The sequence below is a fragment of the uncultured Intestinimonas sp. genome (assembly GCF_944387245.1).
Taxonomy (GTDB): domain Bacteria; phylum Bacillota; class Clostridia; order Oscillospirales; family Oscillospiraceae; genus Intestinimonas.
Map to the genome: position 1 here is coordinate 35,696 of NZ_CALXEE010000003.1, position 26,202 is coordinate 61,897.

Annotated in this window: 29 protein-coding genes; 22 read left to right on the top strand and 7 right to left on the bottom strand. The window is 61.8% G+C overall.

Going from position 1 to position 26,202, the window contains the following annotated elements; all coding sequences use genetic code 11:
* The first annotated feature begins 1 nt into the window (after position 1).
* Both Q0K15_RS01045 and gspM read left to right on the top strand, forming a co-directional pair.
* The gene (locus Q0K15_RS01045; RefSeq protein ID WP_294510768.1) at positions 2-589 is read left to right on the top strand and encodes a hypothetical protein; all 588 of its coding nucleotides are present in this window, start codon (positions 2-4) and stop codon (positions 587-589) included.
* A complete protein-coding gene (gspM, locus tag Q0K15_RS01050) occupies positions 586-1,152 on the top strand; it encodes a type II secretion system protein GspM (RefSeq protein WP_294510771.1) in 567 nt (188 codons plus the stop codon). The genes Q0K15_RS01045 and gspM overlap by 4 nt, the downstream gene beginning before the upstream one ends.
* Before the next feature lie 431 nt (positions 1,153-1,583).
* On the opposite strand, the gene bilS is transcribed toward gspM, so the two are convergent.
* From bilS to bilQ, 3 genes are read right to left on the bottom strand one after another with little or no spacing between them, the layout of a single operon-like run.
* On the bottom strand, positions 1,584-2,066 hold the full coding sequence (gene bilS, locus Q0K15_RS01055) for a flavodoxin family protein BilS (protein ID WP_294510774.1): 483 nt from the start codon (positions 2,064-2,066) through the stop codon (positions 1,584-1,586).
* A gap of 1 nt (position 2,067) precedes the next feature.
* Entirely contained in the window at positions 2,068-3,174 is a 1,107-nt protein-coding gene (gene bilR / locus Q0K15_RS01060; RefSeq protein WP_294510777.1) for a bilirubin reductase, read from the bottom strand.
* On the bottom strand, positions 3,132-3,584 hold the full coding sequence (bilQ, locus tag Q0K15_RS01065; RefSeq protein ID WP_294510780.1) for a bilirubin utilization transcriptional regulator BilQ: 453 nt from the start codon (positions 3,582-3,584) through the stop codon (positions 3,132-3,134). The genes bilR and bilQ overlap by 43 nt, the downstream gene beginning before the upstream one ends.
* 797 nt (positions 3,585-4,381) lie before the next feature.
* On the opposite strand from bilQ, the gene Q0K15_RS01070 reads away from it, so the two are divergent.
* From Q0K15_RS01070 to Q0K15_RS01115, 10 genes are all read left to right on the top strand, one after another.
* Positions 4,382-5,152 carry a nucleoside phosphorylase gene (locus Q0K15_RS01070; RefSeq protein WP_294510784.1) on the top strand — a complete coding sequence of 257 codons (771 nt, stop codon included), beginning with the start codon at positions 4,382-4,384 and terminating at the stop codon, positions 5,150-5,152.
* A gap of 14 nt (positions 5,153-5,166) precedes the next feature.
* Positions 5,167-5,940, top strand: coding sequence for a nucleoside phosphorylase (locus Q0K15_RS01075; protein ID WP_294510787.1), 774 nt, complete (start codon positions 5,167-5,169; stop codon positions 5,938-5,940).
* A gap of 14 nt (positions 5,941-5,954) precedes the next feature.
* Positions 5,955-6,707, top strand: a complete 753-nt coding sequence (locus Q0K15_RS01080) for a GntR family transcriptional regulator (protein WP_294510790.1) — start codon at positions 5,955-5,957, stop codon at positions 6,705-6,707.
* 95 nt (positions 6,708-6,802) lie between these two features.
* Complete coding sequence (locus Q0K15_RS01085) at positions 6,803-7,930, top strand: BMP family ABC transporter substrate-binding protein (protein ID WP_294510793.1); 1,128 nt, start codon at positions 6,803-6,805, stop codon at positions 7,928-7,930.
* 90 nt (positions 7,931-8,020) lie between these two features.
* Positions 8,021-9,583, top strand: coding sequence for an ABC transporter ATP-binding protein (locus tag Q0K15_RS01090; RefSeq protein ID WP_365932863.1), 1,563 nt, complete (start codon positions 8,021-8,023; stop codon positions 9,581-9,583).
* Entirely contained in the window at positions 9,580-10,668 is a 1,089-nt protein-coding gene (locus Q0K15_RS01095; RefSeq protein WP_294510797.1) for an ABC transporter permease, read from the top strand. The genes Q0K15_RS01090 and Q0K15_RS01095 overlap by 4 nt, the downstream gene beginning before the upstream one ends.
* A gap of 12 nt (positions 10,669-10,680) precedes the next feature.
* Positions 10,681-11,607, top strand: a complete 927-nt coding sequence (locus Q0K15_RS01100) for an ABC transporter permease (RefSeq protein ID WP_294510800.1) — start codon at positions 10,681-10,683, stop codon at positions 11,605-11,607.
* A gap of 24 nt (positions 11,608-11,631) precedes the next feature.
* Positions 11,632-12,405 carry a nucleoside phosphorylase gene (locus Q0K15_RS01105; RefSeq protein ID WP_294510803.1) on the top strand — a complete coding sequence of 258 codons (774 nt, stop codon included), beginning with the start codon at positions 11,632-11,634 and terminating at the stop codon, positions 12,403-12,405.
* Between the two features lie 36 nt (positions 12,406-12,441).
* Positions 12,442-13,389, top strand: a complete 948-nt coding sequence (locus Q0K15_RS01110; protein WP_294510806.1) for a nucleoside hydrolase — start codon at positions 12,442-12,444, stop codon at positions 13,387-13,389.
* A gap of 22 nt (positions 13,390-13,411) precedes the next feature.
* A complete protein-coding gene (locus tag Q0K15_RS01115) occupies positions 13,412-14,299 on the top strand; it encodes a ribokinase (RefSeq protein WP_294510809.1) in 888 nt (295 codons plus the stop codon).
* Between the two features lie 67 nt (positions 14,300-14,366).
* On the opposite strand, the gene Q0K15_RS01120 is transcribed toward Q0K15_RS01115, so the two are convergent.
* On the bottom strand, positions 14,367-14,981 hold the full coding sequence (locus Q0K15_RS01120) for a hypothetical protein (RefSeq protein WP_294510812.1): 615 nt from the start codon (positions 14,979-14,981) through the stop codon (positions 14,367-14,369).
* A gap of 191 nt (positions 14,982-15,172) precedes the next feature.
* Between Q0K15_RS01120 and Q0K15_RS01125 the strand changes: the two genes are divergently transcribed.
* The 8 genes from Q0K15_RS01125 to Q0K15_RS01160 all read left to right on the top strand — a co-directional run bounded on the left by Q0K15_RS01125 (position 15,173) and on the right by Q0K15_RS01160 (position 23,776).
* Positions 15,173-16,459, top strand: coding sequence for a pitrilysin family protein (locus Q0K15_RS01125; protein ID WP_294510815.1), 1,287 nt, complete (start codon positions 15,173-15,175; stop codon positions 16,457-16,459).
* 4 nt (positions 16,460-16,463) lie between these two features.
* Positions 16,464-17,744 carry a pitrilysin family protein gene (locus tag Q0K15_RS01130; protein ID WP_294510818.1) on the top strand — a complete coding sequence of 427 codons (1,281 nt, stop codon included), beginning with the start codon at positions 16,464-16,466 and terminating at the stop codon, positions 17,742-17,744.
* Complete coding sequence (gene lgt / locus Q0K15_RS01135; protein WP_294510821.1) at positions 17,741-18,670, top strand: prolipoprotein diacylglyceryl transferase; 930 nt, start codon at positions 17,741-17,743, stop codon at positions 18,668-18,670. The genes Q0K15_RS01130 and lgt overlap by 4 nt, the downstream gene beginning before the upstream one ends.
* Positions 18,651-19,493, top strand: a complete 843-nt coding sequence (gene folD, locus Q0K15_RS01140) for a bifunctional methylenetetrahydrofolate dehydrogenase/methenyltetrahydrofolate cyclohydrolase FolD (RefSeq protein WP_294510824.1) — start codon at positions 18,651-18,653, stop codon at positions 19,491-19,493. Before lgt ends, folD begins: the two co-directional genes overlap by 20 nt.
* A 187-nt stretch (positions 19,494-19,680) precedes the next feature.
* Positions 19,681-20,688: a tryptophan--tRNA ligase gene (trpS, locus tag Q0K15_RS01145; RefSeq protein WP_294510828.1), complete on the top strand. Its 1,008-nt coding sequence runs from the start codon at positions 19,681-19,683 to the stop codon at positions 20,686-20,688.
* A 37-nt stretch (positions 20,689-20,725) separates the two neighbouring features.
* Entirely contained in the window at positions 20,726-21,811 is a 1,086-nt protein-coding gene (locus Q0K15_RS01150) for an MraY family glycosyltransferase (protein ID WP_294510831.1), read from the top strand.
* Positions 21,808-22,956, top strand: coding sequence for a UDP-N-acetylglucosamine 2-epimerase (non-hydrolyzing) (gene wecB / locus Q0K15_RS01155; protein ID WP_294510834.1), 1,149 nt, complete (start codon positions 21,808-21,810; stop codon positions 22,954-22,956). The genes Q0K15_RS01150 and wecB overlap by 4 nt, the downstream gene beginning before the upstream one ends.
* 28 nt (positions 22,957-22,984) lie before the next feature.
* Positions 22,985-23,776 (top strand): hypothetical protein, encoded by a 792-nt coding sequence (locus Q0K15_RS01160; protein ID WP_294510837.1) that lies wholly within the window; start codon positions 22,985-22,987, stop codon positions 23,774-23,776.
* A 1-nt stretch (position 23,777) separates the two neighbouring features.
* Here the strand turns inward: Q0K15_RS01160 and Q0K15_RS01165 are convergent, their stop codons facing one another.
* The 3 genes from Q0K15_RS01165 to Q0K15_RS01175 are packed head-to-tail and all read right to left on the bottom strand — an operon-like array spanning position 23,778 to position 24,832.
* Complete coding sequence (locus tag Q0K15_RS01165; protein ID WP_294510840.1) at positions 23,778-24,098, bottom strand: hypothetical protein; 321 nt, start codon at positions 24,096-24,098, stop codon at positions 23,778-23,780.
* A complete protein-coding gene (locus Q0K15_RS01170) occupies positions 24,091-24,525 on the bottom strand; it encodes a hypothetical protein (RefSeq protein WP_294510843.1) in 435 nt (144 codons plus the stop codon). Before Q0K15_RS01170 ends, Q0K15_RS01165 begins: the two co-directional genes overlap by 8 nt.
* A gap of 34 nt (positions 24,526-24,559) precedes the next feature.
* On the bottom strand, positions 24,560-24,832 hold the full coding sequence (locus Q0K15_RS01175) for a hypothetical protein (protein WP_294510847.1): 273 nt from the start codon (positions 24,830-24,832) through the stop codon (positions 24,560-24,562).
* A 72-nt stretch (positions 24,833-24,904) separates the two neighbouring features.
* On the opposite strand from Q0K15_RS01175, the gene Q0K15_RS01180 reads away from it, so the two are divergent.
* Positions 24,905-25,384 (top strand): metallophosphoesterase, encoded by a 480-nt coding sequence (locus tag Q0K15_RS01180; protein ID WP_294510850.1) that lies wholly within the window; start codon positions 24,905-24,907, stop codon positions 25,382-25,384.
* Between the two features lie 22 nt (positions 25,385-25,406).
* Entirely contained in the window at positions 25,407-26,186 is a 780-nt protein-coding gene (locus tag Q0K15_RS01185) for a type III pantothenate kinase (RefSeq protein ID WP_294510853.1), read from the top strand.
* Positions 26,187-26,202 lie beyond the last annotated feature (16 nt).

Below are 26,202 nucleotides of genomic sequence, written 5' to 3' on the forward strand. Positions count from 1 at the left end.
CGTGAAACTGGATACCGATGTGCGCCATCTGGTGGCCAGAAAAAAGATAGTCTATCCCACCAAGCGCTCTATGAATCTGTACTTCAAAGTAGACCGCACCACCGCCCCCGCCACTGCGGCGCTGTATATACTGTTTGCGGCGGCGGTGCTGCTCGCACTGGGAAAAATTATGATCTATGACTTCATGATTCAGGAAAGGGAGCTGGAAAGCCAGGTTCTGGCACTGGAGCAGCGCACCGTCCAGCAGATGCAGCAGCTCAAAAACTATGACCAGGTGCTGGAGGACTACATCCGCTCCATCCCCACCCAGCAGGAGCAGGAGCAGGCCGACGTTATGGAGCTGCTGGCCCTCATTGATACCACCATCCGCCCCTCTGCCCGGGTTTCTCAGGTGGCCATTGAGGACAATCAGGTGGTCATCTCCTTCTCTGGCGTCACCCTGGCTCAGGCTGCCGACCTGGTGGTGCAGCTGGAGCAGTCTCCCCTGGTGGCCAACACCCAGGTGGATACCGCCTCCTCCACGGAGGGCAGCGACCAGGTGGAGGTTCACATCTACTTTCAGGTTGCACAGGAGGAATCTGCCCCATGAGAAATCTTACGGTTCGTGAGCGGGTGCTGCTGCTCCTACTGGCCGTTATTGCCGTGATTAGCGGGTATGTCCTACTCTTCTATATGCCCACCACCCAGCGGATTGAGTCCCTCAACGCTCAGATCGCTCAGTCTCAGGAGTTGGTCGCTCAGATGGATGCCAGGCTGGCAACCCAGCAGCAGATGGAACGGAAGCTGGAGCAGCTCTCTGCCCAGGGCGCCCAGGTGCCCTATATGCCAGCCTACGATAACCTCCAGGCTGTCATGGTAGAGCTGAACACCATCCTGGCCGGCTGTCAGGAGTATTCCCTCTCCTTCCAGAGTGAGCAGGGGGAGGACAACGTGTTCTGCCGCCAGGTGTCCATCCCCTTTACCTGCGGCAGCTATGAGCAAGCCCACGAGATCCTGCAGAAGCTCCACGACAGTGCTCTGCGGGGCCTTCTGGGGGACATGCAGCTTTCACAGCAGGAAAATGGAACTGTAAAAGTATCTGTAATCATAACATTTTTTGAGTATCAAACTGCCGGATCGGCTCAAAACCAAGAGGAGGTTGAGCTGCACTGAAAATTTTCTCCTTGTACTCCAGCAAAAATGCAGAATTTAATCAGAAGGAGAACGGTTGATATTTATATTTACGGAAATGAAACGGGCAAACTGTGCCCACAGTGTGGTTATGACTGCTGGTACGTACGATATATCGAACAGCCAGGCGGAACAATATGTTTATGTACCTGTGCTGTGTGTTTACATCATGCAAAGACAGACGCACGAATTGCATCTCAAATCATTCTTGTGGAACGCCCAACAAAAAGTGTGCGGATTCAGTTATAAATTGAGGGAACGAATTTTTGGTGTTGATACCTTCGTTGCTCCTCCGGCCTTGGATAGCGTATAATTAAGGACCTGTTGACGATGAAATATGGGCTGAGAAATCGTATTCTCAGCCCATATTTCATCTTTGTCAACAGGTCCCATATTCTACTTTTTTCATAGCCTCACATCTGAACGGCGGCGGTAAGAGCGTCCAGATCGCGCTGATCGGGGTGGGAGAGGGCCTTGTCGAAGTTCTCCAGCATGGCGGTGCGGCGGGGACTTTCCTCCATGGACTCATAGCGGGCCCGTACGGCGGCCGGCATTTTACCCTGGCACATATAACTGCCCGTCACGGTGACGCCCTGGGGCAGATGTCCCCGGACTGTGGTCAGGATATGTTCAAAGTACTCGGGCGCACCGCCGAAGCCGGCGGTGCCGAAGAGAAAGACCTTCTGCCCGGTGACCTGGCCCAGAAAGCCGGCCACAGAGGCGTCGCAGTCCCCCTTGTCGGTCCAGAAGCCCACATAGAGCACATCGGCGGCCAGAGCCTCGGGGGAGGGGGCGCCGCAGTAAAGGCAATCCTCCGCAGGCAGAGCGGCCTGGATGGTCAGGGCCAGCTGCTTTGTGTTTCCGGTCTTGCTGCTGTAGACGATGGCATAGGTCATGTCATTTCTTCCTTTCATAGATACAATGGATGCCTTTGTGGGCCATGAGCCCGCCCAGGCAGGCCTTGTTACAGCGGACGCAGCGGTGAATGGCGCTGGTCTGTCCGCCCATTACCTTGTTGGGCCACTCCGGGTCGGCGATGAGCTGGCGGCTCATAGCGGCGCAGTCCATGCGCCCGGTCCGGAGCTGCTCTTCGATGAAGTCGGGGTCATTCAGACCGCCCACAGCGCACACCGGCAGGTCGGTGACCGCCCGGACGGCGTCGCAGAAGGGGAGAAAGCACCCCTGAGCGCTGAAGTAGGGGTGTTTGGCCGGTGGAATGGTGTCGGTGAGGGCGGAGTGGTCGGCCAGGGCCACATGAAAGCTGGTGACGCCCGCCCGTTCCAGCAGAGGGACAAAGACGGGCAGCTCCGACATCAGAACACCGGCATTGCCGTAGTGGGGGTCCTCCATGCGGACGGCCAGCTTGTAATCGATGGGCATGTCGGGGAGCCGACGGCGGATGGCAGATACCGCCTCCACGGCAAAACGGGCCCGGTGGGTGGGGCCGCCGCCGTAGCCGTCGGTCCGGTGGTTGAAAACCGACGAGCTGAAGCTGCCGCACATCCGGTCCCCGTGGACCTGGACCATATCGAAGCCGATGGCGCGACCCCGGACGGCGGCCTCGCCGAAGGAGGCCGTGATCTTGGCGATCTTGGAGGTGGGCAGCTTGGTGATGTAAGGACCCACCGCCTGGTTGAGCCGTTCACGAAGGTCATCGGGACTCAGCTTCTTGGTGAGTACGCCGGGGACGCACTTTAAGATGGCCATGAGATCAGAATCGGACTGGTGGAGCTGGGCGCAGGCCATGCAGCCGTGGCGGTGGGCGGCGTCGACGAGCCGCTTGTAGTGGGCTGTACCCTTTTTAGAGAAGAGGTCGGGGCCAAAACCGTGTTTGCCCACAGGTACGTCGCCAATGATAATCATGGCGCAGCCTCCGGCAGCGATGGCCTCTAGTTTGGCCACCTGCTCCTCCTCAGAGAGGCCCAGAGTGGTGGGGGCAAAGATGATCCGGTTTTTTAAGGTCAGTCCGCCGTAGTCGACCGGACTGCTGATGATGTCATACATGGTTGATCCGCTTCTTTCTGTGCTGCTTTTGCCAGGAGGGAGAGGAGCTGTGTCCGTTCCTCCGGGGTCAACGGGTCGAGGACTTTTCGGTCCCAGTCAAAAAAAACCTGGTGACTCACGGCAAAGGCCTGCTGTCCCTTCTCGCTCAGATCCAGCCGGTAGGCCCGTCCGCATTTCTTGCGGGTGAGAAAGCCGTCCTCCACCAGCCGGGTCACAGTGCGCTGGGAGTGCCCCCAGTCCAGGCCCAAGCCGGCGGTGAGTTCCGCCTGGGTGCAGCCGGGGTGCTTGCCCACGTAGATCACAGTGAAGAGGGAGCCGAAGTGGAGTCCCAGCTCCTGGAGCCGCCGAGTAGTATAATCGGTGAATTGCCGGTAGAAGACGGTGGAGAAGTAGGCCAATGTTTGGAACACGAGGGAGGTCCTCCTTTCTTGACTTGGTCAAGTATAAAATAAAAACTTGACTTAGTCAAGTATAAAAAAGAACTAAAACGCCCCTAGACAGCGGTGGGCTGCCCGGGAGAGAAGAAACTGTCGGAACAGGTCGTAAAAACGGCAGATCAGCTCCACGTGGCCGCCACAGCAGATGTGCTGGTGGCTGGCAATGGGACTCTTGGTAAAGTGGCCCGTGCCGCCGGGGAGATGGACCCGAATCTGAGTGCGGCAGAGGTTAGATTTTTCACCTCTGGCCTGCAAGTCGAAGCCACCGGAACCGATGAAGAAGCAGGGAAAACCTTGCGGAGAAAGGCTGCCTCATCCCAAAAAGCAAGGGACGCTCCCATCCGCGTGCTTTCGGTACAGCGGAGTCGGAGATCGCAGTCAACGCAGGAAAAAACTTGTCTATACAGGGCAGGCAACGTATCGTTCTGATGTCTTGGGTCCCCCCTGGCGGATAGAGCGGTTGTCACACGCAATGGCCAATGGATATAAAGTGCAAAAAAATAATAAAAAAGTGTTGAATTATGGAGTTTTTTGATATTATTTTTAAAGAAAATAGGCAGGGACATTTGTAGATCGCGCCGAAAAGCCAAAGGGACGCGTTGTGCAGATTATGGAAAGTAGACAAAATAACCTGTATATACATGTTTAGTATAGCGCATTGACAACGGAGAAGAAGGAGGATTATACTTAGGTAAAAAGTGCTGGTATTTGGTAGAAGAAGGTCGGGAACGACAAATACTGCGAAAAAAGAAGAGGGGACGGGAAGCGCGATGGGAAAGCGGATGCTGCATACAGGCGTGGCCCAGGGAGAGATCGGACGCTATGTTTTTATCCCCGGCAGCGTGGAGCGTGCCAGGCTCATCTCCGAGTATTTTGACGAACCCCGGCTCCTCTGTCACAGCCGGGAGTTTCTCACCTATGTGGGAACGCTGGAGGGAGAGCCGGTGGCGGTGACCTCTACCGGCATCGGGGGGCCGTCCATGGCCATCACGGTGGAGGAGCTCCACGCCTGTGGGGCGGATACCTTCATCCGGGTGGGGTCCTGCGCCTCGGCCTCGCCCAAGTCTGAAATCGGTGACGTCATCATCCCCAGCGGCGCGGCCCGGATGGAGGGTGTGGGCGAGCACTTTATGCCCATCGAATTCCCCGCCGTACCTGATTACGGTATCTTCCGGCACCTGGAGCGGGCAGCCAGGGAGAGCGGCTACCCCTACAATACCGGCGTCACCATCACCAAGGATTCCTTCTACACCGAGTCCTCCCCGGAGACCAAGCCGGTGTGTGAGGAGCTTCTTTATAAGTGGAAGGCCTACGAGAAGGCCGGCGCCACCAACACCAGCATGGAGTGTGCACCCCTCTTTCTCATGGGTGCGGCCCTGGGCCTGCGGACGGCCTCCATCATGATCTGTGCCACCAACTATAACGCCTATTCCAACGACAGCAAGGACTATCCCAGGGACTGGGAGCGCCGTGCCATTGAGGTGGCGGTGAGCGGACTGCGGTCCATCATCCGTGACGATCTGGCCGGAGCGGCTCGGTAATCAGGAGGGACGACATGGCCAAGCGAATGATGCATGTGAGTCTCTGCGCCGGAGAGGTGGGCGGCTATGTACTCCTGCCGGGCAGTCCCGAGCGGGCGGTCCGACTGTCCGCCTATCTGGAAAACCCCCGGCAAATGGCCTATTTCCGGGAATATCAGACCTTCACCGGCCTTCTGGACGGGGAGCGGGTCTCCATTACTTCCACCGGCATGGGTGGGCCGTCCATGGCCATCGCGGTGGAGGAGCTCCATGAGTGTGGTGCCCACACCATGATCCGGGTGGGCACCTGCCAATCCACCTCGCCCAAGGCCCACAAGGGAGACTTGGTGCTTCCCAACGGCGCGGTGCGGATGGAGGGAGTGGCCAACCACTACGCTCCACTGGAATACCCGGCTGTACCGGATATGGAGGTGCTTGCCGCTCTGGAAGCGGCTGTCCGGGCCAGGGGACAGCGTTATCACGTTGGAGTGAACATTACAAAGGCCTGCTTTTCCACCCAGTTTGCCGCCGCGGGACGGCCCATGGGCTACGAGCTCACCAAGCGCTGGGAGGCTTACGAGGCGGGCGGCGCGCTGAGTGCCGATATGGGATGCGCGCCGCTCTTTGTTGCGGCGAGCTCCATGGGTGTCCGGGCGGGAGCGGTGCTGGCCGTGACCTGCGACCGGGGCGCCTACTCCGACGACTGGGCGGACTGGCCGGAGGAGTGCGAGGCTCTGGTGTGTGAGATGGCCGTGGAGGGCCTGCGGGAGTTGATCCGGCAGGACCGGACGGCGCGGGTAGAGCAGTGAAAGGGCGCACAGGGGTGCTCCCCCTGGAACAGATCCCGCAGCTCCCCACCCCCTTGCGTACAGACATTCAGCTCTACGTGCAGGTGTACGATGTGCTCTATGCGCTCATCCGCAGCGGTGTGGGAAAGCCGGGTGACCTGATCCCAGGTGAAAACGCTCTGGCCACCCACTTCGGCGTCAGCCGGGGCACCATCCGTCAGGCCATCCAGTACCTGGAGGAGGACGGACTGTTGATCCGGCACCAGGGCCGGGGCTCGGAGATCGCTGAGCGGAACCACCAAAACGGCGGACTACAGAATTTCAATGACATCTGTCGGGCATTCTGCACTACGCCTATCACCGGTACCCGGGTCACATGGACCATCAGCGGTTCCGGAAGTTGGCTGAGTGAGCAGCTGCGGCTCTCCAAGGGGTCGCTGATGGTGAACTACGATATCATCTATTTCAGCGGGGAGGAGTCCATCGCCCTCTCCCAGCGCCTGGTGCCGGCCGTGTGGCTGGAGCGCTGCTCGGTGGACCCTGACAGCCGGGAGGAGATGGAGCACTTCGCCGTGGAGCGGGTCCCGCAGCTGGTGACCAAGGCCAGAGCCGAGCTGCGTATCCAGACCCAGGCCATTCCGGAAATCAGCCGGTCGGAAGAGATCCCTTACTTTTCCGTCAGCGAGATCGCCTATGCCGCTGAGGACCAGGCGGTAGGGCATTTTAAGAACTACCTGCGAAGCGACTGCTACCAGCTCTATCTGGGACGCAAGGTGGGCCCCAGATAAGTGTTTTTGACCCTGTATATGATCCGTCCGGCTTTGCTGGGCGGGTGATATAGAATCCGTAGACCCAGACAACAAAAACAACGGAGGAAAAGGAAATGAAAAAACAACTTGCACTTCTCTTAGCACTGGGCATGAGCGTGAGCCTGCTGGCCGGCTGCGGCTCCTCGAAGACCACCGAGAGCACTCAGCCCACCGGCACCGGCAGCGCCGACGCTGCCGGCGACGAGGCCAAGAAGGTCGTCTTTATGGTCAACGGCAGCCTGGGCGACAAGGGCTTCTTCGACTCCTGCCAGGAGGGCATGGAGCGCCTGGGCAGCGAGTACGGCTGTGAGGTAAAGACCATCGAGATGGGCCGTGACGAGACTGCCTACGAGACCTACTTCCGCGATGTGTCCGAGCAGGATTGGGATCTCATCGTGGCCGCCACCTGGTCCGTTCAGGAGGTCTTTGAGGAGGTCGCCGCCGATTATCCTGACAACAACTACCTGTTCCTGGACGGCGAAGTGAGCTCCGACAACATGATCGGCATCACCTTCCCCTCCAATGAGGCTGGCTTCATGGCCGGCTGCCTGGCCGCTCTGAAGCTGAACGCCGGCGACGAGAAGATCGATCCCAGCCAGAAGATCGTGGGCTTCGTGGGCTCCATGGACACCACCAACATCAACGACTTCCTGGTGGGCTACATCGACGGCATCAAGTATATCGACGACTCCATCAAGGTCATTACCTCCTACGTGGGCTCCTTCGAGGATGTGGCCACCTGCCTGGAGATGACCACCCAGCTCTACAACCAGGGCGCTCAGATCGTCTACGCCCCCGCCTCCCAGAGCATCGTGGGCGCCGTGACCGCCTCCAGCGACTGTGATAAGTACATCATCGGCTGTGACACCGACCTGTACAGCGAGATGGTGGAGACCGATCCCAACCTGGTCCGCAACGTGCTTTCCTCCTCTCTGAAGAAGATGGGCGACGCCGTGGTGACCGCCTCCACCAGCCTGTGGGACGGCACCATGAGCCTGGGCGAGAATTACTCCCTGGGTCTGTCTGAGGGCACCGTGGGCCTGGCTGACAATGACAACTTCCAGGCTCTGACCAGCGAAGAGATCCGCACCCAGCTGGACGACATCGCCACCAAGGTGGCCAATGGTGAGATCGAGGTCAGCAGTGCCTATACCATGGACACCGCTGCCATCGAGGCCATGCGCAACGAGATGAAGCCCTAACAGCATCGCGACCTGCAGCGGCGGCGGGATTCCGCCGCCGCTGCTCCTGTTTTACAGCACTGTAAGTCTGAAAAAGCAAAGCAAGGAGGAATGGCTGTGCCTGGGACGGAGATCCTGCGCATGGAACACATCCGCAAGGTGTATTCCAACGGTGTCGTGGCCAACAGCGACATCACGTTCGCAGTCAACCACGGTGAGATCCACGCCCTTTCCGGGGAAAATGGCGCGGGTAAGACCACGCTGATGAAGATGCTGTTCGGTGAGGAGCAGCCCACCCGGGGAGACATTTATATCAACGGAGAAAAGACGGTGATTGCCTCGCCCACCGCCGCCATCCGTATGGGCATCGGTATGGTGCACCAACACTTCATGCTGGTCCCGTCCCTGACGGTGATCGAGAACATGATCCTGGGCATGGAGCCCAGGAAGGGACTCATCATCGACCAGAAGCTGGCGGAGCGGCAGGTGGCCGAGATCTCGGAAAAGTATAACCTCATCGTGCCGCCCCATGCCAAGGTCCAGGACCTGACGGTGGGTCAGAAGCAGAAGGTGGAGATCCTCAAGGCGCTGCTCCATGGCGCCAAGATCATGATCCTGGACGAGCCCACCGCCGTGCTCACCCCTCAGGAGACCCGTGAGCTCTTCCACGAGCTGAAGATCCTCCGGGACAGCGGCTACACCATTATCTTTATCTCCCACAAGCTCAATGAGGTACGGGAGCTGTGCGACCGCATCACCATCATCCGCCGTGGCCAGACCATGGGGGTCTATGATGTGAAGGATGTGGATGAGGAGGAGATCTCCCATCTGATGGTCGGCCGCGATGTGGCGCTCCACCTGGAGAAGAAGCCCGCCCACCAGGGCGAGGCCGCCATTGAAGTGGAGGGCCTCACGGTGCGCAACATCATCGGCCAGAAGAAGCTGGACGGCATCTCCTTTCGCGCCATGCGGGGCGAGGTCTTCGGCGTGGCCGGTGTGGAGGGCAACGGGCAGACCGAGCTGGTGGAGGCACTCAGCCGCAACATGGACTTCCACGGCGGCAGCATCCGCATCCTGGGCAAGGACATCAGCGGCATGAGCATCCGGCAGCTCCGGGCCCAGAAGGTGAGCCACATCCCCGAGGACCGTATGACCACCGGCATCGCCGGGGCCCTCTCCATCACAGAGAACGCCATGGCGGACAAGTCCTACAATCCGGAGTTCTGTGGTAAGGGCACCCTGCTGCGGAAGAAGAACATCAAGGCCTATGGGCAGAAGATGGTGGAGCGCTATCACATCTTCTGCAAGGACCTGGATGTGGCCATCTCCAGCCTGTCCGGCGGCAATATCCAGAAGGTGGTGCTGGCCCGGGAGCTCTCCAGTGATCCCGAGGTCATCATTGCCGACCAGCCCACCCGAGGGGTGGATGTGGGCGCCACGGAGTTCATCCGGAAGGAGCTGCTGCGGCTCCGGGACGAGGGCAAATGCGTCTTTTTGGTGTCCTCCGACCTCAATGAGCTGCTGGGCCTGGCCGACCGGCTCATCGTGCTGTGCGGCGGAAAGATCGCGGCCTACTTCCCGGATACCACCGCCATCACCGAGGACGACGTGGGCCAGTACATGCTGGGTCTGGACCGGCAGAGCGAGCAGGAGATTGCGGAGGTGACAAAATGACACTGAAAAAAGCCAACCTCCTGGTGGACAGCGTCAAGATGCTGCTGGTGATCGTGGTGGCACTGGTGCTGGTGACGGGGATCGTCTTTGCCGTCAGTTCGGAACCGTCCAACGCCCTCTATAACTTTTTCATCGGGCCTTTCCTCTCCCTGCGCCGGGTGGGCAACATCATTGAGGGGGCCTGCCCCCTGGTCTTTACGGCCCTGGCCGTCATGATCATCTTCCGGGCCGGTCAGTTCTCCATGATCTCCGAGGGCGCCTTCTTCATGGGTGCCGCCATCGCCATGGCGGTCTCCATCGCCGTGCCCATGCCCACCGGGATCCACGCTGTGGCGTGCCTCCTCTGTGCCGCTGCCGGCGGCGCTCTGGTGGCCTCCATCCCTGCCTTCCTGAAGAAGCTGTGGAGCGTCAGCGAAGTGGTGACCTCCATCATGCTCAACTATGTGGTCCAGTATTTTGCCATCTATCTGGTGACCTACCACTTCCGTGAGATGCAGTCCTCCTCTCTGGCCTCCCTGAAGCTGGCCGAGACCAGTCTGCTGCCCGGCATCCTGCCCGGCACCAACGTGCACCTGGGCGTGATCATCGCCATCCTGATGTGCGTGTTCTGCTGGTTCCTGATCTACCGCTCCCGCTTCGGCTATCAGCTGCGCATTACCGGCTGCAACCCCTCCTTCGCCCACTATGTGGGCCTGAAGGAGACCGGCGTCATGGTGGGCGCTCAGGTGATTGCCGGCGCCATCGCCGGCATGGGAGGCAGCATCGAGCTGCTGGGCATGTATACCCGCTTCAAGTGGACCGAGACCCCCGGCTACGGCTGGACCGGCATCGTGGTGGCCCTGTTGGCCAAGGACAACCCTTTGATGGTGCCTCTGGCCGCCGCCTTCATCGCCTACATCAACACCGGCGCCAATATCATGGCCATGAACAGCGACGTGAGCAGTGAGATGGCTCAGATCATCCAGGGCGTCATCATGCTGCTCATCGCCTCCGGCGCGCTGCTTCAGCGCTGGCGCCAGAAGCTCATCGACAAGGCCGCCGAGCAGGAGCAGGCCGCCGCTGCCGCTGAGCAGGTACAGGCGTAAGGGGGTGCTGGTATGTCTATCATTTTACAAAACATTTTCAGCACGGAATTCGTCTACATGTGGATCCGTGTGGTGACCCCCATCCTGCTGCCCGCCCTGGGCGGCGCCATCTGCAATCGGGCGGGTGTGGTCAATCTGGGCCTGGAGGGCATCATGCTCCTCTCCGCCCTGGCCGGCGTGCTGGGGAGCGCCTTTGGCGGCGGCCTGCTGGCCGGACTGGCGGCGGGGCTGGGCACTGCCTTGCTGGTGAGCCTGGTGTTTGCCTACTTCCATCTGAACCTGAAGGCAGACGCCACCATCTGCGGTACCGCCATCAACACCCTTGCCTCCGGCTTTACGGTGCTGCTCCTCTTCACCATCACCGGTGAGAAGGGTACCAGCGCCTCCCTGAAGAGCTTTTCCTTTTCCACTGTAAACATCCCTCTGGTGGAGGATATCCCTGTCATCGGCAAGATCCTCTCCGGACACAACCTCATGACCTATGTGGCCCTGCTGGCCGTAGTGGCGGTGTGGTTCCTCCTCTATAAGATGCCTCTGGGGCTGCGGATCCGCTCTGTGGGTGAAAACCCCAACGCCGCCTCCTCCGTGGGCGTCAACGTCCGGCGGACCCGCTACATCGCCATCCTCCTCTGCGGCGCCCTCACCGGCCTGGGCGGCATGTACATGTCCATGGGCTACCTGGGCATGTTCACCAGGGAGATGGTGGCCGGCCGCGGCTTCATCGCCCTGGCCGCCGCCGCCATGGGACAGTCCACCCCCATCGGTGTGTTCCTGTCCTCCATGCTGTTCGCCTTCTTTGACGGCATGTCCAACACCTTGCAGCTGCTGGCGCTGCCCTCCCAGTTCATCGACATGCTTCCCTACCTGGCCACCATCGGCGGCCTCACCGCCTACTCCATCCAGCGCGCCAGAAAGGCCAAGCGCCGTCTGGCGGAATGACATCAGGAAACGAGGAATCAAGATATGGATATGCTGAACAAGGACGAGATGACTCTGGGCAAGCGGCAGTATCACATCCACCTGGAACCCGGTGACATCGGGGAGTATGTGCTCCTGCCCGGTGATCCCGCCCGCAGCGACCGGGTGGCTGCCTATCTGGAGGACGCCCGCCTGGTGGCCAACAACCGGGAGCACCGCACCTTCACCGGCTACTACAAGGGGGTGAAGGTCTCCGTAACCTCCACCGGCATGGGCTGCCCCTCCACCGCCATCGCCGCCGAGGAGCTCATCAACATCGGCGCCAAGTATCTGGTGCGCATCGGCAGCACCGCCGCCCTCCAGCCCGAGCTGAAGATCGGCGACCTGGTGATCTCCACCGGCTCCATGAAAAACGAGGGCACCTCCCGGTTCTATGTGCCCGACTGCTTCCCGGCGGTGCCCGACTTCGACTTCACCCGGGTCCTCATCGACACCGCCCGGGAGATGCAGCCCAGCCTGGGCTGCGGCGTCTACTACGGCATCAACGCCAGCGACGACGCCTTCTACGGCGAGACGCCGGAGTGGATTCAGAAGCTCCACGATCTGGGCTGCCTGAATGTGGAGATGGAGAGCTCTGCCCTCTATACCGTCTGCCACCGCAGAGGGGTGAAGGGGGCCATGATCTCGGCGGTGTCGGGCAATCTGGTCCGCGCCGACGTGATCTATGAGAAGGAGAACACCGGTCTGGCCCAGGGCTGGGAGGACGAGATCCAGGTGGTCCTGGAGGCCATCTATCGGATCGACCAGAGCCGTCACTGAGTCGTTTCCAGCAAAAAACAAGGAGCGTTTTGAAGCATGAAGTATATTTTGATCGACGCCGACACCGGGATCGATGATTCCATTGCCATCCTGTTTGCCCTCAAGCGGAAGGACGTGCGGGTGGTGGGTATCACCACCGGCTTCGGCAACACCAACGCCCGCCAGGCGGCGGACAACAGCCTGCGGCTCATCCGGCTCTCCGGCGTGGACTATGAGGTCCCCGTGGCGGTGGGCGCCACCGGTCCGCTGGTGGGGGAGTGGGAGGGACCTGTCCCTCACATCCACGGCCACAACGGCATCGGCGACGCCCAGATCCCCGCCTCTTCCCAGCAGCCCCTGGAGGAGGAAGCCTGTGACTTCATCATCCGCATGGCAAAGGAGTACGACGGGAAGCTGACCCTTGTGACCCTGGGCCGGATGACCAACCTGGCGCTGGCCCTCCAGAAGGAGCCGGAGCTGCCCCGCATGGTGAAGAACGTGGTCTTTATGGGCGGCACCTACCACGCCCCCGGCAACGTGACCCCGGTGGCGGAGGCCAACATCGCCGGCGACCCGGAGGCCGCCGACCAGGTGCTCCAGGCCGGCTTTGACATCACCATGGTGGGTCTGGACGTGACCCAGAAGGTCCGCCTGACGGCGGAGCACATCGAGAAGCTGGACAAGTACGCCGCGCCGGAGAACCGTCCTATCGTGGACTACCTCAAGCAGGCCATGCCCCTCTACTTCCGGTTCAACCGGCAGCAGAACAACTGCCTGGACCACTGCCCGGTCCACGACCCCATGGCCATGCTGACTGTGGTGGACCCCGCCCTGGTCACCGTGCGGCGGATGCCCGCCCGGGTGGAGTGCGGCGGCGCCTTCTGCCGCGGCATGGTGGTCACCGACCTGCGGGAGTATCCCATGGATGCCCAGTATCTGAACATCTGCGTGGACGTGGACGGCCGGAAGGCCGTGGAAGAGCTGCTCACTACCTTTATGGATTAAAGGCGGAAAGGAGAGGTCAGAGATGCGCGTACTGAACTTCGGATCGCTGAACATCGACTACGTCTACCAGGTGGACCACTTCGTCCAGCCTGGAGAGACGATGAGTTCCTTATCCCTTCAGGTAAACTGCGGCGGCAAGGGCCTCAACCAGTCAGTGGCCCTTGCCCGGGCTGGGGTGGAGGTGTGGCACGCCGGCTGCATCGGCCCTGAGGGAGAATTCCTGCGGGACAAGCTCACCTCCGCCGGAGTGGATACCACCTTTGTCCGCCAGGTAGACGGGAGCACCGGCCACGCCATCATTCAGGTGGACCGGTCGGGCCAGAACAGTATCCTCCTCTACGACGGGGCCAACAGCCGCATCACTGAGGCCTTTGTGGATGAGGTGCTGGAGCACTTCGATCCCGGAGACGTGGTGCTGCTTCAGAATGAGACCAGCTGTGTGGGTTACATCATGGACCGGGCGGCGGCGCTGGGTATGCGCATCGCCCTCAACGCCGCTCCGGCCAACGAGAAGCTGAATGGTCTGCCCCTGGAGAAGCTCAGCTGGCTGCTGGTCAACGAGGTGGAAGGGGCCTTTCTGGCCGGAACCGAGGACCCGGAGGAGATCGCCCGGGTACTCACCGCCCGCTACCCCAAGACCATGCTGGTCCTGACCCTGGGGGTCCAGGGCTCCCTGGCCGCCCTGGGGGAGGAGCGGGTCCGGATGCCTGCCCGTCCGGTGAAGGCGGTGGATACCACCGCCGCCGGGGACACCTTCACCGGCTACTTCCTCCGGGGCGTCCTGGACGGACGGAGCCTGGAGGAGTCCCTGGGTCTGGCGGCGGCGGCCAGCGCCCTGGCCGTGACCCGGGTGGGGGCCGCTGACGCCGTACCTGCCTACGACGAGGCCGAGGCCTTTTACCGCTCCTGAGTATAGACGGATCATAAAAACCAAGACGCGGCGCGTCCGGGGAGAGCCCGGGCGCGCCGCGTTCTTTTCAAGTGGAAGTCCGGCTGTTGGCATGGGTGGGAAAGCCGATGAGAAAACCCACGCAGCCGGAGACAAAGTCACGGAACTGGACCACTGTGGCGCTGACGGAGTCGGAGGCCAGAAGCTGGCCGCTGGCCGCCCCCATGTTTCGGAGGATCAGCAGGACCACCAGACAGAACAGTCCGATGACTGTGGCGGTGGCCACCTGGAGACAGTTGGTATCCGGAAGCCAGGCCGGAAGAGAAGGGGACGGGACAGATTGGGTGCCGCCGCTCTCCATGGCGGCATCTCCGGCTGTAAAACCGATCTGGTTCTTGGGAGCGCTGATCTCGGTCCCCGCCTGGGCGACAGTCGTCAGCGCAGCCGGAGCCGATACCGCCTCTGTCTGGGCAGAGGAGCGATTGACGAAGTTGGCGCTGAGGAAGTAGCCGAAAATGGCGGCGGAAGAGGTGCGTATGATGACGTCGATGTCGCCGACCGCCGGATCGGCTTCAGAGGGGAAGAAGATACTGTAGGCGGATTGGAGAAGCAGGAGCGCCATGAACAGCAGCAGACTCTTGTCCACGGGGTGGATCCTGGCCAGTCCGGTCCGCAGCGTGGTCAAACGGGAGCGTATAGACATTGGGATCACTTCCTTACGGTCCTATCCTATGCGGGAAAGGGCCGCGGCGCGACGGGCTGCCAAAAGGGCCCGCAATAAAAGAAGGAGGGGATGGGCGGGGGAGATTTTTGTTTTAAGGGTGTCAAAGCGGGAAAAATATAGTATAATGGGACCTGCGTGAAGAAACCCTACCAAGGAAAGGAAGGTCAGATATGACCCAAGTGACCCACAGGGAGTTGCTGCCCGGCGTCCGTTTGACGGCGGTGCAGACCAATAAATTCAAGAGCAATCTGCTCTCCGTCACCCTCCTGGCGCCGCTGGATGCCAAGACGGCGTCGGCCAACGCCCTTCTGCCCTATGTCCTCCGCCGGGGTACCCGGGAGCACCCCGACATGGAGTCCCTCTCCGCCGCCCTGGACGAGCTCTACGGCGGCTCCATCGAGCCCGCCGTCCGCAAGAAGGGAGAGGCCCAGGGCATCGGCTTCGTGGGCAGCTTCCTGGACGACGCCTATGCCCTGGACGACGCCCACATCCTGGAGCAGGCAGCCAGTCTGATGGGAGAGGTGCTGCTGCGCCCCGTCACCGAGGACGGCGGCTTTAAAAAGGAATATGTGGAGGGGGAGCGGAGCAACCTGGTGGACCGCATCCAGGCTCAGATCAACGAGAAGCGCTCTTACTCCCTCCTGCGCCTCACCCAGGAGATGTGCGCCGGGGAGCCCTACGGCGTGGACAGGCTGGGCGATGAGAAGAGCGCCGCCGCCATCACGGCGGAGGGGCTGTGGGAGCGTTACCAGGCCCTTCTGGCCCACGCTCCGGTGGAGCTCTACTACTGCGGCAGCGCCGACGCCGACCGGGTGGCCGCCGCCCTCACCGCCGCCCTGGACGGCCTGCCCCGGGCGGGGGAGCTGGAGGAGCCCGATCACAGCGTGCAGGACAATGCCACCCAGGACCAGCCCCGGCTGGTCACCGAGTCTCTGGACGTGACCCAGGGCAAGCTGGCGCTGGGCTTCCGCACCGGCGGCGCCTGTGTGTGGGAGGAGGACTACCCGGCCCTGCTGGTGTTCAACGCCCTCTACGGCGGCACCCCCACCTCCAAGCTCTTCCTCAACGTCCGGGAGAAGCTCTCCCTGTGCTACTTTGCCAGCTCCATGCTGGAGAAGTTCAAGGGGGTCATGCTGGTCTCCTCGGGCATTGAATTTGGAAACTACGAGAAGGCCAGGGACGAGATCCTGGCCCAGCTGGACAACTGCCGCACCGGAGCCTTTGAGGACTGGGAGCTGGAGGGCGCCCGGCGGGCGGTGGTCAGCGCCCTGCGGGCCACCATGGACGCCCAGGGCCGGCTGGAGGACTACTGGCTGGGCCAGGCGGTGGCCGGCCTGGAGGAGTCCCCCCAGGACCTGGTGGACCGGGTGGAGGCCGTCACCCGGGAGCAGGTGACAGCGGTGGCCGGAAAAATGGAGCTGGACACCATCTATTTCCTCAAGGGCAAGGAGGACTGATACCATGGAGACCAAGGAATATACCCACATCGGAGAAAAGCTCTGGCACACCAAGCTGGACAACGGCCTCCACATCTACGTGGACGTGAAGCCGGAGTTTTCCAAGAGCTTTGCCTTTTTTGCCACCAACTACGGCGGCATGGATATGCGCTTTCAGTTAAACGGCGCCTGGCACGACACCCCCGCCGGGGTGGCCCACTTCCTGGAGCACAAGATGTTCGACACCAAGGACGGCAACGCCCTCCAGGACCTGGCCGCCAACGGGGCCAGCCCCAACGCCTTCACCTCCACCGACATCACCGGCTACTACTTTGAGAGCACCGAGAAGTTCGAGGAGAACCTGAAGATCCTCCTCTCCTTCGTCTCCGTGCCCTATTTTACCCCTGAGAGCGTAGCCAAGGAGCAGGGCATCATCGGCCAGGAGATCCGCATGGTGGAGGATGACCCCCAGAACCAGGTCTTTTACGGCATGCTGGAGGCCCTCTACGCCCACAACCCCGTCCGGGTGAGCATCGCCGGCACGGTGGAGTCCATTGCCAAGATCACCGCCGACACCCTGTACGACTGCCACGCCGCCTTCTATAACCCGGGGAATATGACCCTGTGCGTCTGCGGCAACGTGGACCCCGAGCAGGTGCGGGAGATTGCACTGGAGGTCCTGCCCAAGGAGGGCATCACCGATATCCCCCGGGATTATGGTGAACCCGAGTCCGAGGGGGCCTTCCGGCCGGAGACCGTCCAGTCCATGGCGGTGTCCACCCCCATCTTCCAGTTGGGCTGGAAGGCCGACCCCGCCCCCAAGGGGGAGGAGCACATGCGCCGGCAGTTCCTGGGCGAACTGGCCTGCGAGGCGGTCTTTGGAACCTCTACGCCTCTCTACGCCCGGCTGTACAGCCAGGGCCTGGTGAACCAGAGCTTCAGTTACGGCTACGAGGCCTATCCACAGTGCGCCATGCTCACCGTGGGCGGCGAGAGCCGGGACCCCAGGGCAGTGCGTCAGGCCATCGCCGACGAGGTGGCCCGCATCCGCCGGGAGGGGCTGGACCCCACCCTCTTCGGACGCATCAAGAAGGGGGTTTACGGTGCCAAGGTCCGGGCCCTCAACTCCTTTGAAAACATCTGCATCGGCCTGGCACAGAGCCACTTTGCCGGTGAGGAGTTTTTCCGGTTCCCGGCGGTCTTCGAGAACATCGGCAAGGCCGATGTGGAGGATGTGATCCGGCGGTGGATGACCCCGGAGCGCACCGGATTGTCCATCGTTCTCCCCAAGGAGGAGCAGGCATGACGAGGACTGTCCTTTTCCCCGGCCTGGGTCTGGAATTCCACCTCAACCGGGTGGCCTTCCAGCTCTTCGGCCTGCCCATCTACTGGTATGGCGTCATCATCGCCTGCGGCTTTCTGCTGGCAGTGGTCTTCTGTTATAAAATGGCGCCCCGGTTCGGCATCAAGCCCGACGACGTCATCGACCTGCTGTTCTTCGCCGTGCCCCTGGCCATCATCGGAGCCCGGCTCTACTATGTCATCTTCTACCTGGACCTCTATCGAAACGAGGACGGAAGCTTCGACTTTCTGGAGATGGTAGACATCCGGGACGGCGGCCTGGCCATCTACGGCGGCGTCATCGCGGCAGTCCTCACCCTCATCGTTTTCTGCCGCGTGAAGAAGATCAACTTTTTTGCCTTTGCCGACGTAGGGGTCTTCGGACTCCTCATCGGCCAGTGCGTGGGCCGTTGGGGCAACTTCATGAATGTGGAGGCCTACGGCGGTCCCACCGATCTGCCCTGGCGCATGGGCATCGACGCCTATGTAGATGGGGCCTGGCAGTACATGGAGGTCCACCCCACCTTCCTCTACGAGTCGCTGTGGAACCTGCTGGGCTTCCTGCTGCTGCTCTTCGTGGTGCTCAAAGGGAAACGCCGCTTCGATGGTCAGATCATGTGGAGCTATTTCCTGTGGTATGGGTTCGGGCGGGGACTCATTGAGGGCCTGCGCACCGACAGCCTCTATTTCTTCAACACCCCCATCCGGGTGTCCCAGCTGCTGGGCTTCGTCTCGGCGCTGGTGGCGGCGGGCTTTTTGATCTATCATCTTTTTGTCCGGCATCACAGGCCGGAAGAGCTCTATGTCAACCGGCTCCGGGCGGCCAAGGAGGTCGGCCGGGCGGAACGCAACAAAAAGGAGGAGGATGAGCATGGCGGCGACAGTTATTGACGGCAAGGCGCTGGCGGCCAAGTGCAAGGCCAAGGTGGCCAAGGAGGTGGAGAGCCTGTCCCGGCGGCCGGGGCTGGCGGTTATCATCGTGGGAGACAATCAGGCCTCCCGTACTTACGTTAACAGCAAGCGGAAGGACTGCGACGAATGCGGCATTTACAGCGAGGAGTATGCCCTCCCCGCAGATGCAGGCCAGGCCGCCCTCATGGAGATCATCGAGAGCCTCAACGGCCGCCCGGACATCGACGGCATCCTCTGCCAGCTCCCCCTGCCCGAGGGCTATGACGAAGAGGCGGTCCTGCTGGCCATCGACCCGGACAAGGACGTGGACGGCTTCCACCCCATCAACGTGGGGCGGCTGTCCACCGGCCAGCCCTGCTTCGCCCCCTGCACCCCCGCCGGCGTCATGGAGATGCTCAAGGAGTACGGGGTGGACCCCAAGGGAAAGGAGTGCGTGGTGGTGGGCCGGTCCAACATCGTGGGCAAGCCCATGGCCATGCTGCTGCTGGCCGCCCACGGCACCGTTACCGTCTGCCACTCCCGGACCAGAGACCTGGGCGAGGTCTGCCGCCGGGCCGACATTCTGGTGGCGGCGGTGGGGAAGCGGAACCTCATCACCGCCGATATGGTCAAGGAGGGTGCGGTGGTCATCGACGTGGCCATGAACCGCAACGAGGCCGGAAAACTCTGCGGCGACGTGGACTATCCCGCCGTGGCTGAGAAGGCCTCCCTCATCACCCCGGTGCCCGGAGGGGTGGGTCCCATGACCCGGGCCATGCTGATGGTGAACACCCTGGAGGCCGCCCGTCGGCACGGGTGCTGAAAACCGAGAAAAAATGACAGGGCCGAGGGAGGCGCAGGCTTCCCCCGGCCTTGTCATTTTGAGGGTAATGTGGTATGATATTATCCGCTGTATAGGCGCTGTGGGACTGCTTTTGGGGTGCGATTCCTGGGCGGACCGCCGATGCCGCAAGAAAGATCAATAGGATCCTGTTTCGAGGTGCAATGATATGGAACAAGAAATGCAGAAAAAAGTGATGCTCTCCGGCATTCAGCCCAGCGGTGACCTGCACTTGGGCAACTATCTGGGTGCCATCAAGAACTGGGGCGCCCGGGCCGAGGAGTTCGACTGCTACTATTTTATGGCCGACATGCACACCATCACCGTCCGCCAGAATCCCGCCGACCTGCGCCGGCGGACTCTGGAGCAGCTGGCAACCTACATCGCCTGCGGCCTGGACCCGGAGAAGAACACCCTCTTCATCCAGTCCCACATCCCCGCCCACGCCGAGCTGGGCTGGGTCCTCAACTGCTACACCATGTTCGGCGAGCTCAGCCGCATGACCCAGTTCAAGGACAAGTCGGCCAAGCATGCCGACAACATCAACGGCGGTCTCTTCACCTATCCCGCCCTGATGGCGGCCGACATCCTGCTCTACCAGCCCGACTACGTCCCCGTGGGCAACGACCAGAAGCAGCACGTGGAGCTCACCCGGAACGTGGCCCAGCGCTTCAACAACATCTACGGTGACGTCTTTAAGATCCCGGAGCCCTACATCCCCAAGACCGGCGCCCGGATCATGTCCCTCAACGACCCCTCCAGCAAGATGAGCAAGTCCATTCCGGACGGCTGCGTCTTCCTGATGGAGAAGCCGGAGGACATCCAGCGCAAATTCAAGCGGGCCATCACCGACTCCGACACCGAGCGCTGTGTCCGCTTTGACCCGGAGAACAAGCCCGGCGTGTCCAACCTCATGAGCATCTATGCCGCCGTCACCGGCAAGACCATGGAGGAGATCGAGGCGGAGTTTGACGGCCAGGGCTACGGCGCCTTCAAGCCCGCCGTGGGTGAGGCCGTCATTGAGTGCCTGCGTCCCATCCGGGAGGAGGCCCAGCGGCTCCTGGCCGACAAGGCCTATCTGGAGTCGGTCTACCGCGCCGGCGCCGAAAAGGCCAGCTATGTGGCCAACAAGACCCTGCGCAAGGTCTACAAAAAGGTGGGCTTCGTGGCCCGGTAACGGCCCGGTCTTGTCCGGAAAAGGAGCATTTTAGTCAATGAACAGTGATTTGCAGACCATGGGCTGGGTGGCCGCCGCCCTGGTCACCGCCATGGTGGTGTCCCTCATCACCACGCCTGTGGTAAAGAATCTGGCCTTTAAGGTGGGCGCCGTGGACGTGCCCAAGGACAACCGCCGGATGCATGACCACCCCATCCCCCGGATGGGCGGCCTGGCTATCTTCTTCGGTTTCATCCTAAGCGCCCTGCTCTATGTGGAGATGACCCCTCAGTTCCGGGGCATGCTGCTGGGCGGCGTTATCATCGTGGTGCTGGGTATCTTTGACGACATCTATGCCCTGGGGGCCAAGTTCAAGCTGGTCATCCAGATCGTGGCCGCTCTGGTGGCGGTGCTGTCCGGCAATGTCATTGAGATCATCTCCAACCCCAACGTCTTCTCGCCCAGTCCCTGGTGGGACCTGGGATGGCTCTCCTATCCTGCCACTGTGCTGTGGATCGTGGCCATCACCAACGCCGTCAACCTCATCGACGGCCTGGACGGTCTGGCCTGCGGCGTGTCCACCATCAGCGCCCTCACCATGCTGGTCATCTCCCTGGCGGTGGCCGACGCCCCGGTGGCCATTGTCATGGCCGCTCTGGCCGGTGCCTGCATTGGCTTCCTGCCCTACAATCTCAACCCCGCCAAGATCTTTATGGGGGATACCGGCTCCACCTTCCTGGGCTTTATCCTGGCCGTCATGTCCATCCAGGGCCTTTTCAAGTTCTATACCATCATCTCCTTTGCCGTGCCCTTCCTGATGCTGGGCCTGCCCATCTTTGACACCTGCTTTGCCTTCATCCGGCGCATCGCCCACGGCCAGAGCCCCATGCACCCCGATCGGAGCCACGTCCACCACCGGCTCATCGACATGGGCTTCAACCAGAAGCAGGCGGTGGCGGTGCTCTACATCATCAGCGCCATTCTGGGTCTGTGCGCTGTGGTGCTCACCACCAGCGGCGAGCTCAAGGCCATGCTGCTGCTGCTGGCCCTGTGCGCCGCCGGCGCCGTGTCCGCCCGGATCTTTTTGAGCAACAATGAGAAGAAGAAAAACGAGGAATCCGACCATAAGGAGGATCAGCCGTGAAGACCATCCGTGTCATGACCATATTCGGGACCCGGCCGGAGGCCATCAAGATGGCGCCTCTGGTCCAGGAGCTCTCTCGCAGGGAGGGGGTGGAGAGCCTGTGCTGTGTCACCGCCCAGCACCGTGAGATGCTGGACTCGGTGCTCCACATCTTCGGCCTGACGCCGGACTACGACCTCAACATTATGGAGCCCCGGCAGACCCTCTCCACCATTACCTGTAAGTGCCTCACCGGAGTGGAAGGGGTGCTGACTCAGGCCAAGCCCGACCTGGTGCTGGTCCACGGGGATACGTCTACCACCTTCTCCGCCGCCCTGGCCGCCTACTACCAGCAGGTCATGGTGGGCCATGTGGAGGCGGGACTGCGGACCTATGACAAATATTCCCCCTTCCCGGAGGAGATGAACCGCACCCTGGTGGGGGACATCGCTGATCTCCATTTCTGCCCCACCCCCGCAAACCGTGAAAATCTGGCCCGGGAGGGCATCACCAAGGGAGTTTTTATCACGGGCAACACGGTTATCGACGCCATGTCCACCACAGTGCGGCCCGATTTCAAGTTCTCCACCCAGCTCCTCAACGAGCTGGACTATGCCGGGCGCCAGGTGGTCCTGGTAACCTGTCACCGCCGGGAGAACTATGGAGAGCCCATGGCCCACATCATGACCGCCCTGCGGCGCATCGTGGAGGACCACCCCCAGGTGGAGCTGGTCTATCCTGTCCACCTCTCGCCGGTGGTGCGGGAGGCGGCGGCCAAGTACCTTTCCGGCCACGACCGCATTCACCTCATTGATCCTCTGGACGTGGAGGAGATGCACAACCTGATGGCCCGGTGCCACCTGGTGATGACGGACTCCGGCGGCCTCCAGGAGGAGGCGCCCGCCATGGGTAAGCCGGTGCTTGTCCTCCGCCGGGAGACCGAGCGGCCGGAGGCCATCACCGCCGGTACGGTCCGTCTGGCGGGGACGGAGGAGGACGAGGTCTACCGCCTGGGCAGCCTCCTGCTGGAGGACCAGACGGTGTATGCACAGATGGCCCACGCTGTCAACCCCTACGGAGACGGGCGGGCCTGCCGGCGCATCGCCGACGCCATCGAGTGGAAATTCGGCCTGCGGGAGGAGGCGCCGGAGGAGTTCCGGGCCTGATCGAAACGTCAGGACAGGAGGGAGCGGGATGGAACGAAAAAACAAGCTGGTGCTCTTCCTGCTCATCGTCCTGGTGATGACGGTGGCGTTGATCTCCAGCTTCGGCCTCAATATTTTTGCCAGCAAGGGGGCGGAGATTGTCCTGCCCACGCCGGATACCACGGCCTCCGGCAAAGACGAGGGCCTGGAGGATGGCGGTCAGGTGCTGCCGGTCCGCACGACGCCGGAGACGGTGCAGAACATCATCTCCACCTTGACCCGGCCGGAGAACTATGCCCGCACGGTCACGGTGGAGATGACCACAGGGACCAGCCAGGCGGGGAGCTTCACCGCCAACGTGCTGGTAGACGGCGCCTGGACCAGCATCGAACTGACCCAGAGCTTCCAGCCCATGGGCACCCAGTACACCATTGTCTATACCAACCCGGAGAGTGGAGAGGGGACCCTGTACCGCTGGTACGCCGGCAGCACGGAGGTCAAGTCCTGGCCGGTGGGGGAGAGCGGGGCGGACCTGGCCCAGCACATCCCTACCTATGAAGATGTGCTGGAGCTGGACCAGGCCTCCATTGTGGACGCCAACTATGTGACCCGGGATGGGGTGCCCTGCATCTATGTGGAGACCTCCGTAGACGAGCTGGGCTATCTGGAGCGCTATTGGGTCTCCACTGGCAACGGCCTGCTGATCGCCTCGGAGACGGTCAAGGACGACGTGGTGATTATGCGTATGCGCTCCACCGATGCCGAAGTGCTCCAGGCGGCGGAGAAGGACCGCTTTACCCTGCCAGACGGCACCGTGCTGTACGAACAGACCACGCCATAATTCATGATTTATCTCTGCTCTCCCGGCCGCCCAGGCTGAAGAGGAGCAGGAGTCCCAGGGTGATGACCGGTTCCAGGTCGTCACCGTCGGTGAGCAGCAGGAGCAGGATCAGCAGGAGGAGGATGTCTCCCCGGTCCAGCTCCTCCAACCCCAGGCTCTTGAGAAGCCCTGTGAGCCAGGCGCCATGACCGCCGCCCGCCGGAGAACCGGCAGGCGGCGGTCTCCGGTCCTGATGGTGTTCACCGCCGCTGTGCCGGTCCTGACTTTCCTCTACTGCGACCCGTTCATAGCCACCGGAGCGGGGAATATAGCGGTTATACATCCTCTTTTCCCTCCCGCAGAGCGGCCAGAGCCACCCGGATGAGCCGGGAAAACTTGGCGATCTGGATGGCCCGGTCCACTTTGGCGTAGCGCTCCGGCTTCACATAGGGCCGCAGGGCGGCCAGCAGGGCGGTTTTGCGGTCGTCGGGCCGGTTCCACTCGGAGAGCAGCCGGCCGGCCAGCTGTAACAGTTTGGGGTCTAGACCCTCACCACCGCTGCCGCCGGTAAAGGCACTCAGCAGACCGCTCAGGTCGGACGGAGCGTCCTCTTGGTCGCCGGATGGGGAGGACGGCTCCTCTGATGCGTCCTGATCGGTAGGAGCTGCTTCGCCATCCAGGCTCTGGGCCAGGGACATGATCTTGCCCATGGCGTCGGGGTCGGCCAGTATGGCATTGAGTTTTTCCGAAAAGCCGTCCGACATGGTCATGCCCCCCTCTCTTCACCCGACAGCCGGGCAGATCTTATGGCTTAGGTGCGTTTTGTTTGATGCGCTCCACCACACCGGCGCCGGTTGGGTCGTCCATGACCCGCCCCACCAGGTTCTGAAGCTGTGTGGGGTCCCCATGCATGGCGGCGTCGGCCGCCGCCTGAAGCCCGCCCTGTCGCTGCAGCATCTCCATCAGGGCTTTGGTGTCCGGAGAGCGGAGGAGCCGTTCCAGGGCCGCCTTGTCCTTGAGGAGCTTTTCCGCCTGTGGTGTGTGCAGGATGCTGCCGGGCTGTGATTTGTTTGCCATGTGGGATCCCTCCATCTAAGATATGACCGGACTCATGGTATTATATGTGACTTTTTCCCAGAGGTGACCGAAATGAAGAAGGTATTGGTCCTGTCCGACTCCCATGGGGATGTGGACGCCATGGAGCGGGCGGTGGCCCGGGAGCGGCCCGACCTGATCCTCCACCTGGGGGATCTGTGCCGGGACTTTGACGAGCTCCGGTGGCGCCTGCCCGTGACTCAGGCCATGCAGAATGTCTGCGGCAACTGTGATGGCTTTACCGAGGTGCCCGACCAGCGGGTGCTGTTGGTGGAGGGGAAGCGCATCCTCATGATGCACGGCCACCGGTATGAGGTAAAGCTGGGGTATTCCCGGGCCATGTGGGCGGCCCGGGAGGCCGAAGCCGATATTCTTCTCTGCGGGCACACCCATGTTGCACTGGACCGGGACCTTATGGGGCTCCACCTCATGAATCCCGGCTCCTGCCAGGGCAGCCGGGGAACCTACGGCGTGATGGAATTGGGGGAGGGGAAAGCCCTCTTCCGCATCGAAGAGAACAGAGCCGGCGCATGACCGGCGGAAGGATGTGACAGGTATGCTGCTGACCATCGATGTGGGCAACACCAATATGGTATTCAGTGTATTCGACGGGGAGACCCTGAAGGGGAGCTTCCGACTGACCACGGTGACGGGGCGCACGTCCGACGAACTGGGCATGGACATCTGGAACCAGCTCTCCCGTCTGAGAATCAAGCCGGAGGATCTGTCGGATGCGATTATCAGCTCGGTGGTGCCGCCGGTGATGGCGGCGCTCACTGATGCCCTGATCCGCTATCTGGGTAAGACACCCATCGTGGTGGATGTGGATGTGGACCCGGGTCTCCCCTATGGAGTGGTGAGCAATGAACATCTGGGCACCGACCGGTCGGTGGCCTGCGTGGCTGCCATCCACAAGTACGGCGCCCCTCTCATCCTGGCCGATATGGGCACAGCCACCACGGTGGACGCCATCAGCCGGGAGGGGGTCTATATGGGCGGATGCATCACCGCCGGCGCCCGCATCTCCATCGAGGCACTCTTCCAGAAGACAGCCCTGCTGCCCCAGGTGAATCTGGCGCTGCCGGAGCGGGTCCTCAGCGGCACCGCTGTGGGCCAGATCCAGGCCGGAGCGGTGCTGGGCTACATCGGGGCCATGGAGCGCCTCATCACCCAGGCCCGGGAGGAGATCGACGAGCCGGAGGCCATCGTGGTGGCCACCGGAGGTCTGGCGCCGGTCATCGCCGCCGGCACCGACCTCATCGACGTGGTGGACGGGCAGCTCATCCCCGACGGGCTGCGGCTCCTGTACCGGAAATACCTACAGGAGCATACATAAAAGGAGGGAGGACGTG

Coding starts and splice junctions, on each gene's coding strand:
- bilS (WP_294510774.1), bottom strand. CDS start 2,066: ATGACCTATGCCATCGTCTACAGCAGCAAGACCGGAAACACAAAGCAG.
- Q0K15_RS01180 (WP_294510850.1), top strand. CDS start 24,905: ATGAAGAAGGTATTGGTCCTGTCCGACTCCCATGGGGATGTGGACGCC.
- Q0K15_RS01105 (WP_294510803.1), top strand. CDS start 11,632: ATGGATATGCTGAACAAGGACGAGATGACTCTGGGCAAGCGGCAGTAT.
- Q0K15_RS01170 (WP_294510843.1), bottom strand. CDS start 24,525: ATGACCATGTCGGACGGCTTTTCGGAAAAACTCAATGCCATACTGGCC.
- Q0K15_RS01110 (WP_294510806.1), top strand. CDS start 12,442: ATGAAGTATATTTTGATCGACGCCGACACCGGGATCGATGATTCCATT.
- Q0K15_RS01185 (WP_294510853.1), top strand. CDS start 25,407: ATGCTGCTGACCATCGATGTGGGCAACACCAATATGGTATTCAGTGTA.
- Q0K15_RS01160 (WP_294510837.1), top strand. CDS start 22,985: ATGGAACGAAAAAACAAGCTGGTGCTCTTCCTGCTCATCGTCCTGGTG.
- Q0K15_RS01120 (WP_294510812.1), bottom strand. CDS start 14,981: ATGTCTATACGCTCCCGTTTGACCACGCTGCGGACCGGACTGGCCAGG.
- Q0K15_RS01125 (WP_294510815.1), top strand. CDS start 15,173: ATGACCCAAGTGACCCACAGGGAGTTGCTGCCCGGCGTCCGTTTGACG.
- Q0K15_RS01090 (WP_365932863.1), top strand. CDS start 8,021: ATGGCTGTGCCTGGGACGGAGATCCTGCGCATGGAACACATCCGCAAG.
- Q0K15_RS01130 (WP_294510818.1), top strand. CDS start 16,464: ATGGAGACCAAGGAATATACCCACATCGGAGAAAAGCTCTGGCACACC.
- folD (WP_294510824.1), top strand. CDS start 18,651: ATGGCGGCGACAGTTATTGACGGCAAGGCGCTGGCGGCCAAGTGCAAG.
- Q0K15_RS01095 (WP_294510797.1), top strand. CDS start 9,580: ATGACACTGAAAAAAGCCAACCTCCTGGTGGACAGCGTCAAGATGCTG.
- trpS (WP_294510828.1), top strand. CDS start 19,681: ATGGAACAAGAAATGCAGAAAAAAGTGATGCTCTCCGGCATTCAGCCC.
- Q0K15_RS01115 (WP_294510809.1), top strand. CDS start 13,412: ATGCGCGTACTGAACTTCGGATCGCTGAACATCGACTACGTCTACCAG.
- Q0K15_RS01175 (WP_294510847.1), bottom strand. CDS start 24,832: ATGGCAAACAAATCACAGCCCGGCAGCATCCTGCACACACCACAGGCG.
- Q0K15_RS01070 (WP_294510784.1), top strand. CDS start 4,382: ATGGGAAAGCGGATGCTGCATACAGGCGTGGCCCAGGGAGAGATCGGA.
- Q0K15_RS01085 (WP_294510793.1), top strand. CDS start 6,803: ATGAAAAAACAACTTGCACTTCTCTTAGCACTGGGCATGAGCGTGAGC.
- Q0K15_RS01165 (WP_294510840.1), bottom strand. CDS start 24,098: ATGTATAACCGCTATATTCCCCGCTCCGGTGGCTATGAACGGGTCGCA.
- Q0K15_RS01100 (WP_294510800.1), top strand. CDS start 10,681: ATGTCTATCATTTTACAAAACATTTTCAGCACGGAATTCGTCTACATG.
- gspM (WP_294510771.1), top strand. CDS start 586: ATGAGAAATCTTACGGTTCGTGAGCGGGTGCTGCTGCTCCTACTGGCC.
- lgt (WP_294510821.1), top strand. CDS start 17,741: ATGACGAGGACTGTCCTTTTCCCCGGCCTGGGTCTGGAATTCCACCTC.
- Q0K15_RS01075 (WP_294510787.1), top strand. CDS start 5,167: ATGGCCAAGCGAATGATGCATGTGAGTCTCTGCGCCGGAGAGGTGGGC.
- bilR (WP_294510777.1), bottom strand. CDS start 3,174: ATGTATGACATCATCAGCAGTCCGGTCGACTACGGCGGACTGACCTTA.
- Q0K15_RS01150 (WP_294510831.1), top strand. CDS start 20,726: ATGAACAGTGATTTGCAGACCATGGGCTGGGTGGCCGCCGCCCTGGTC.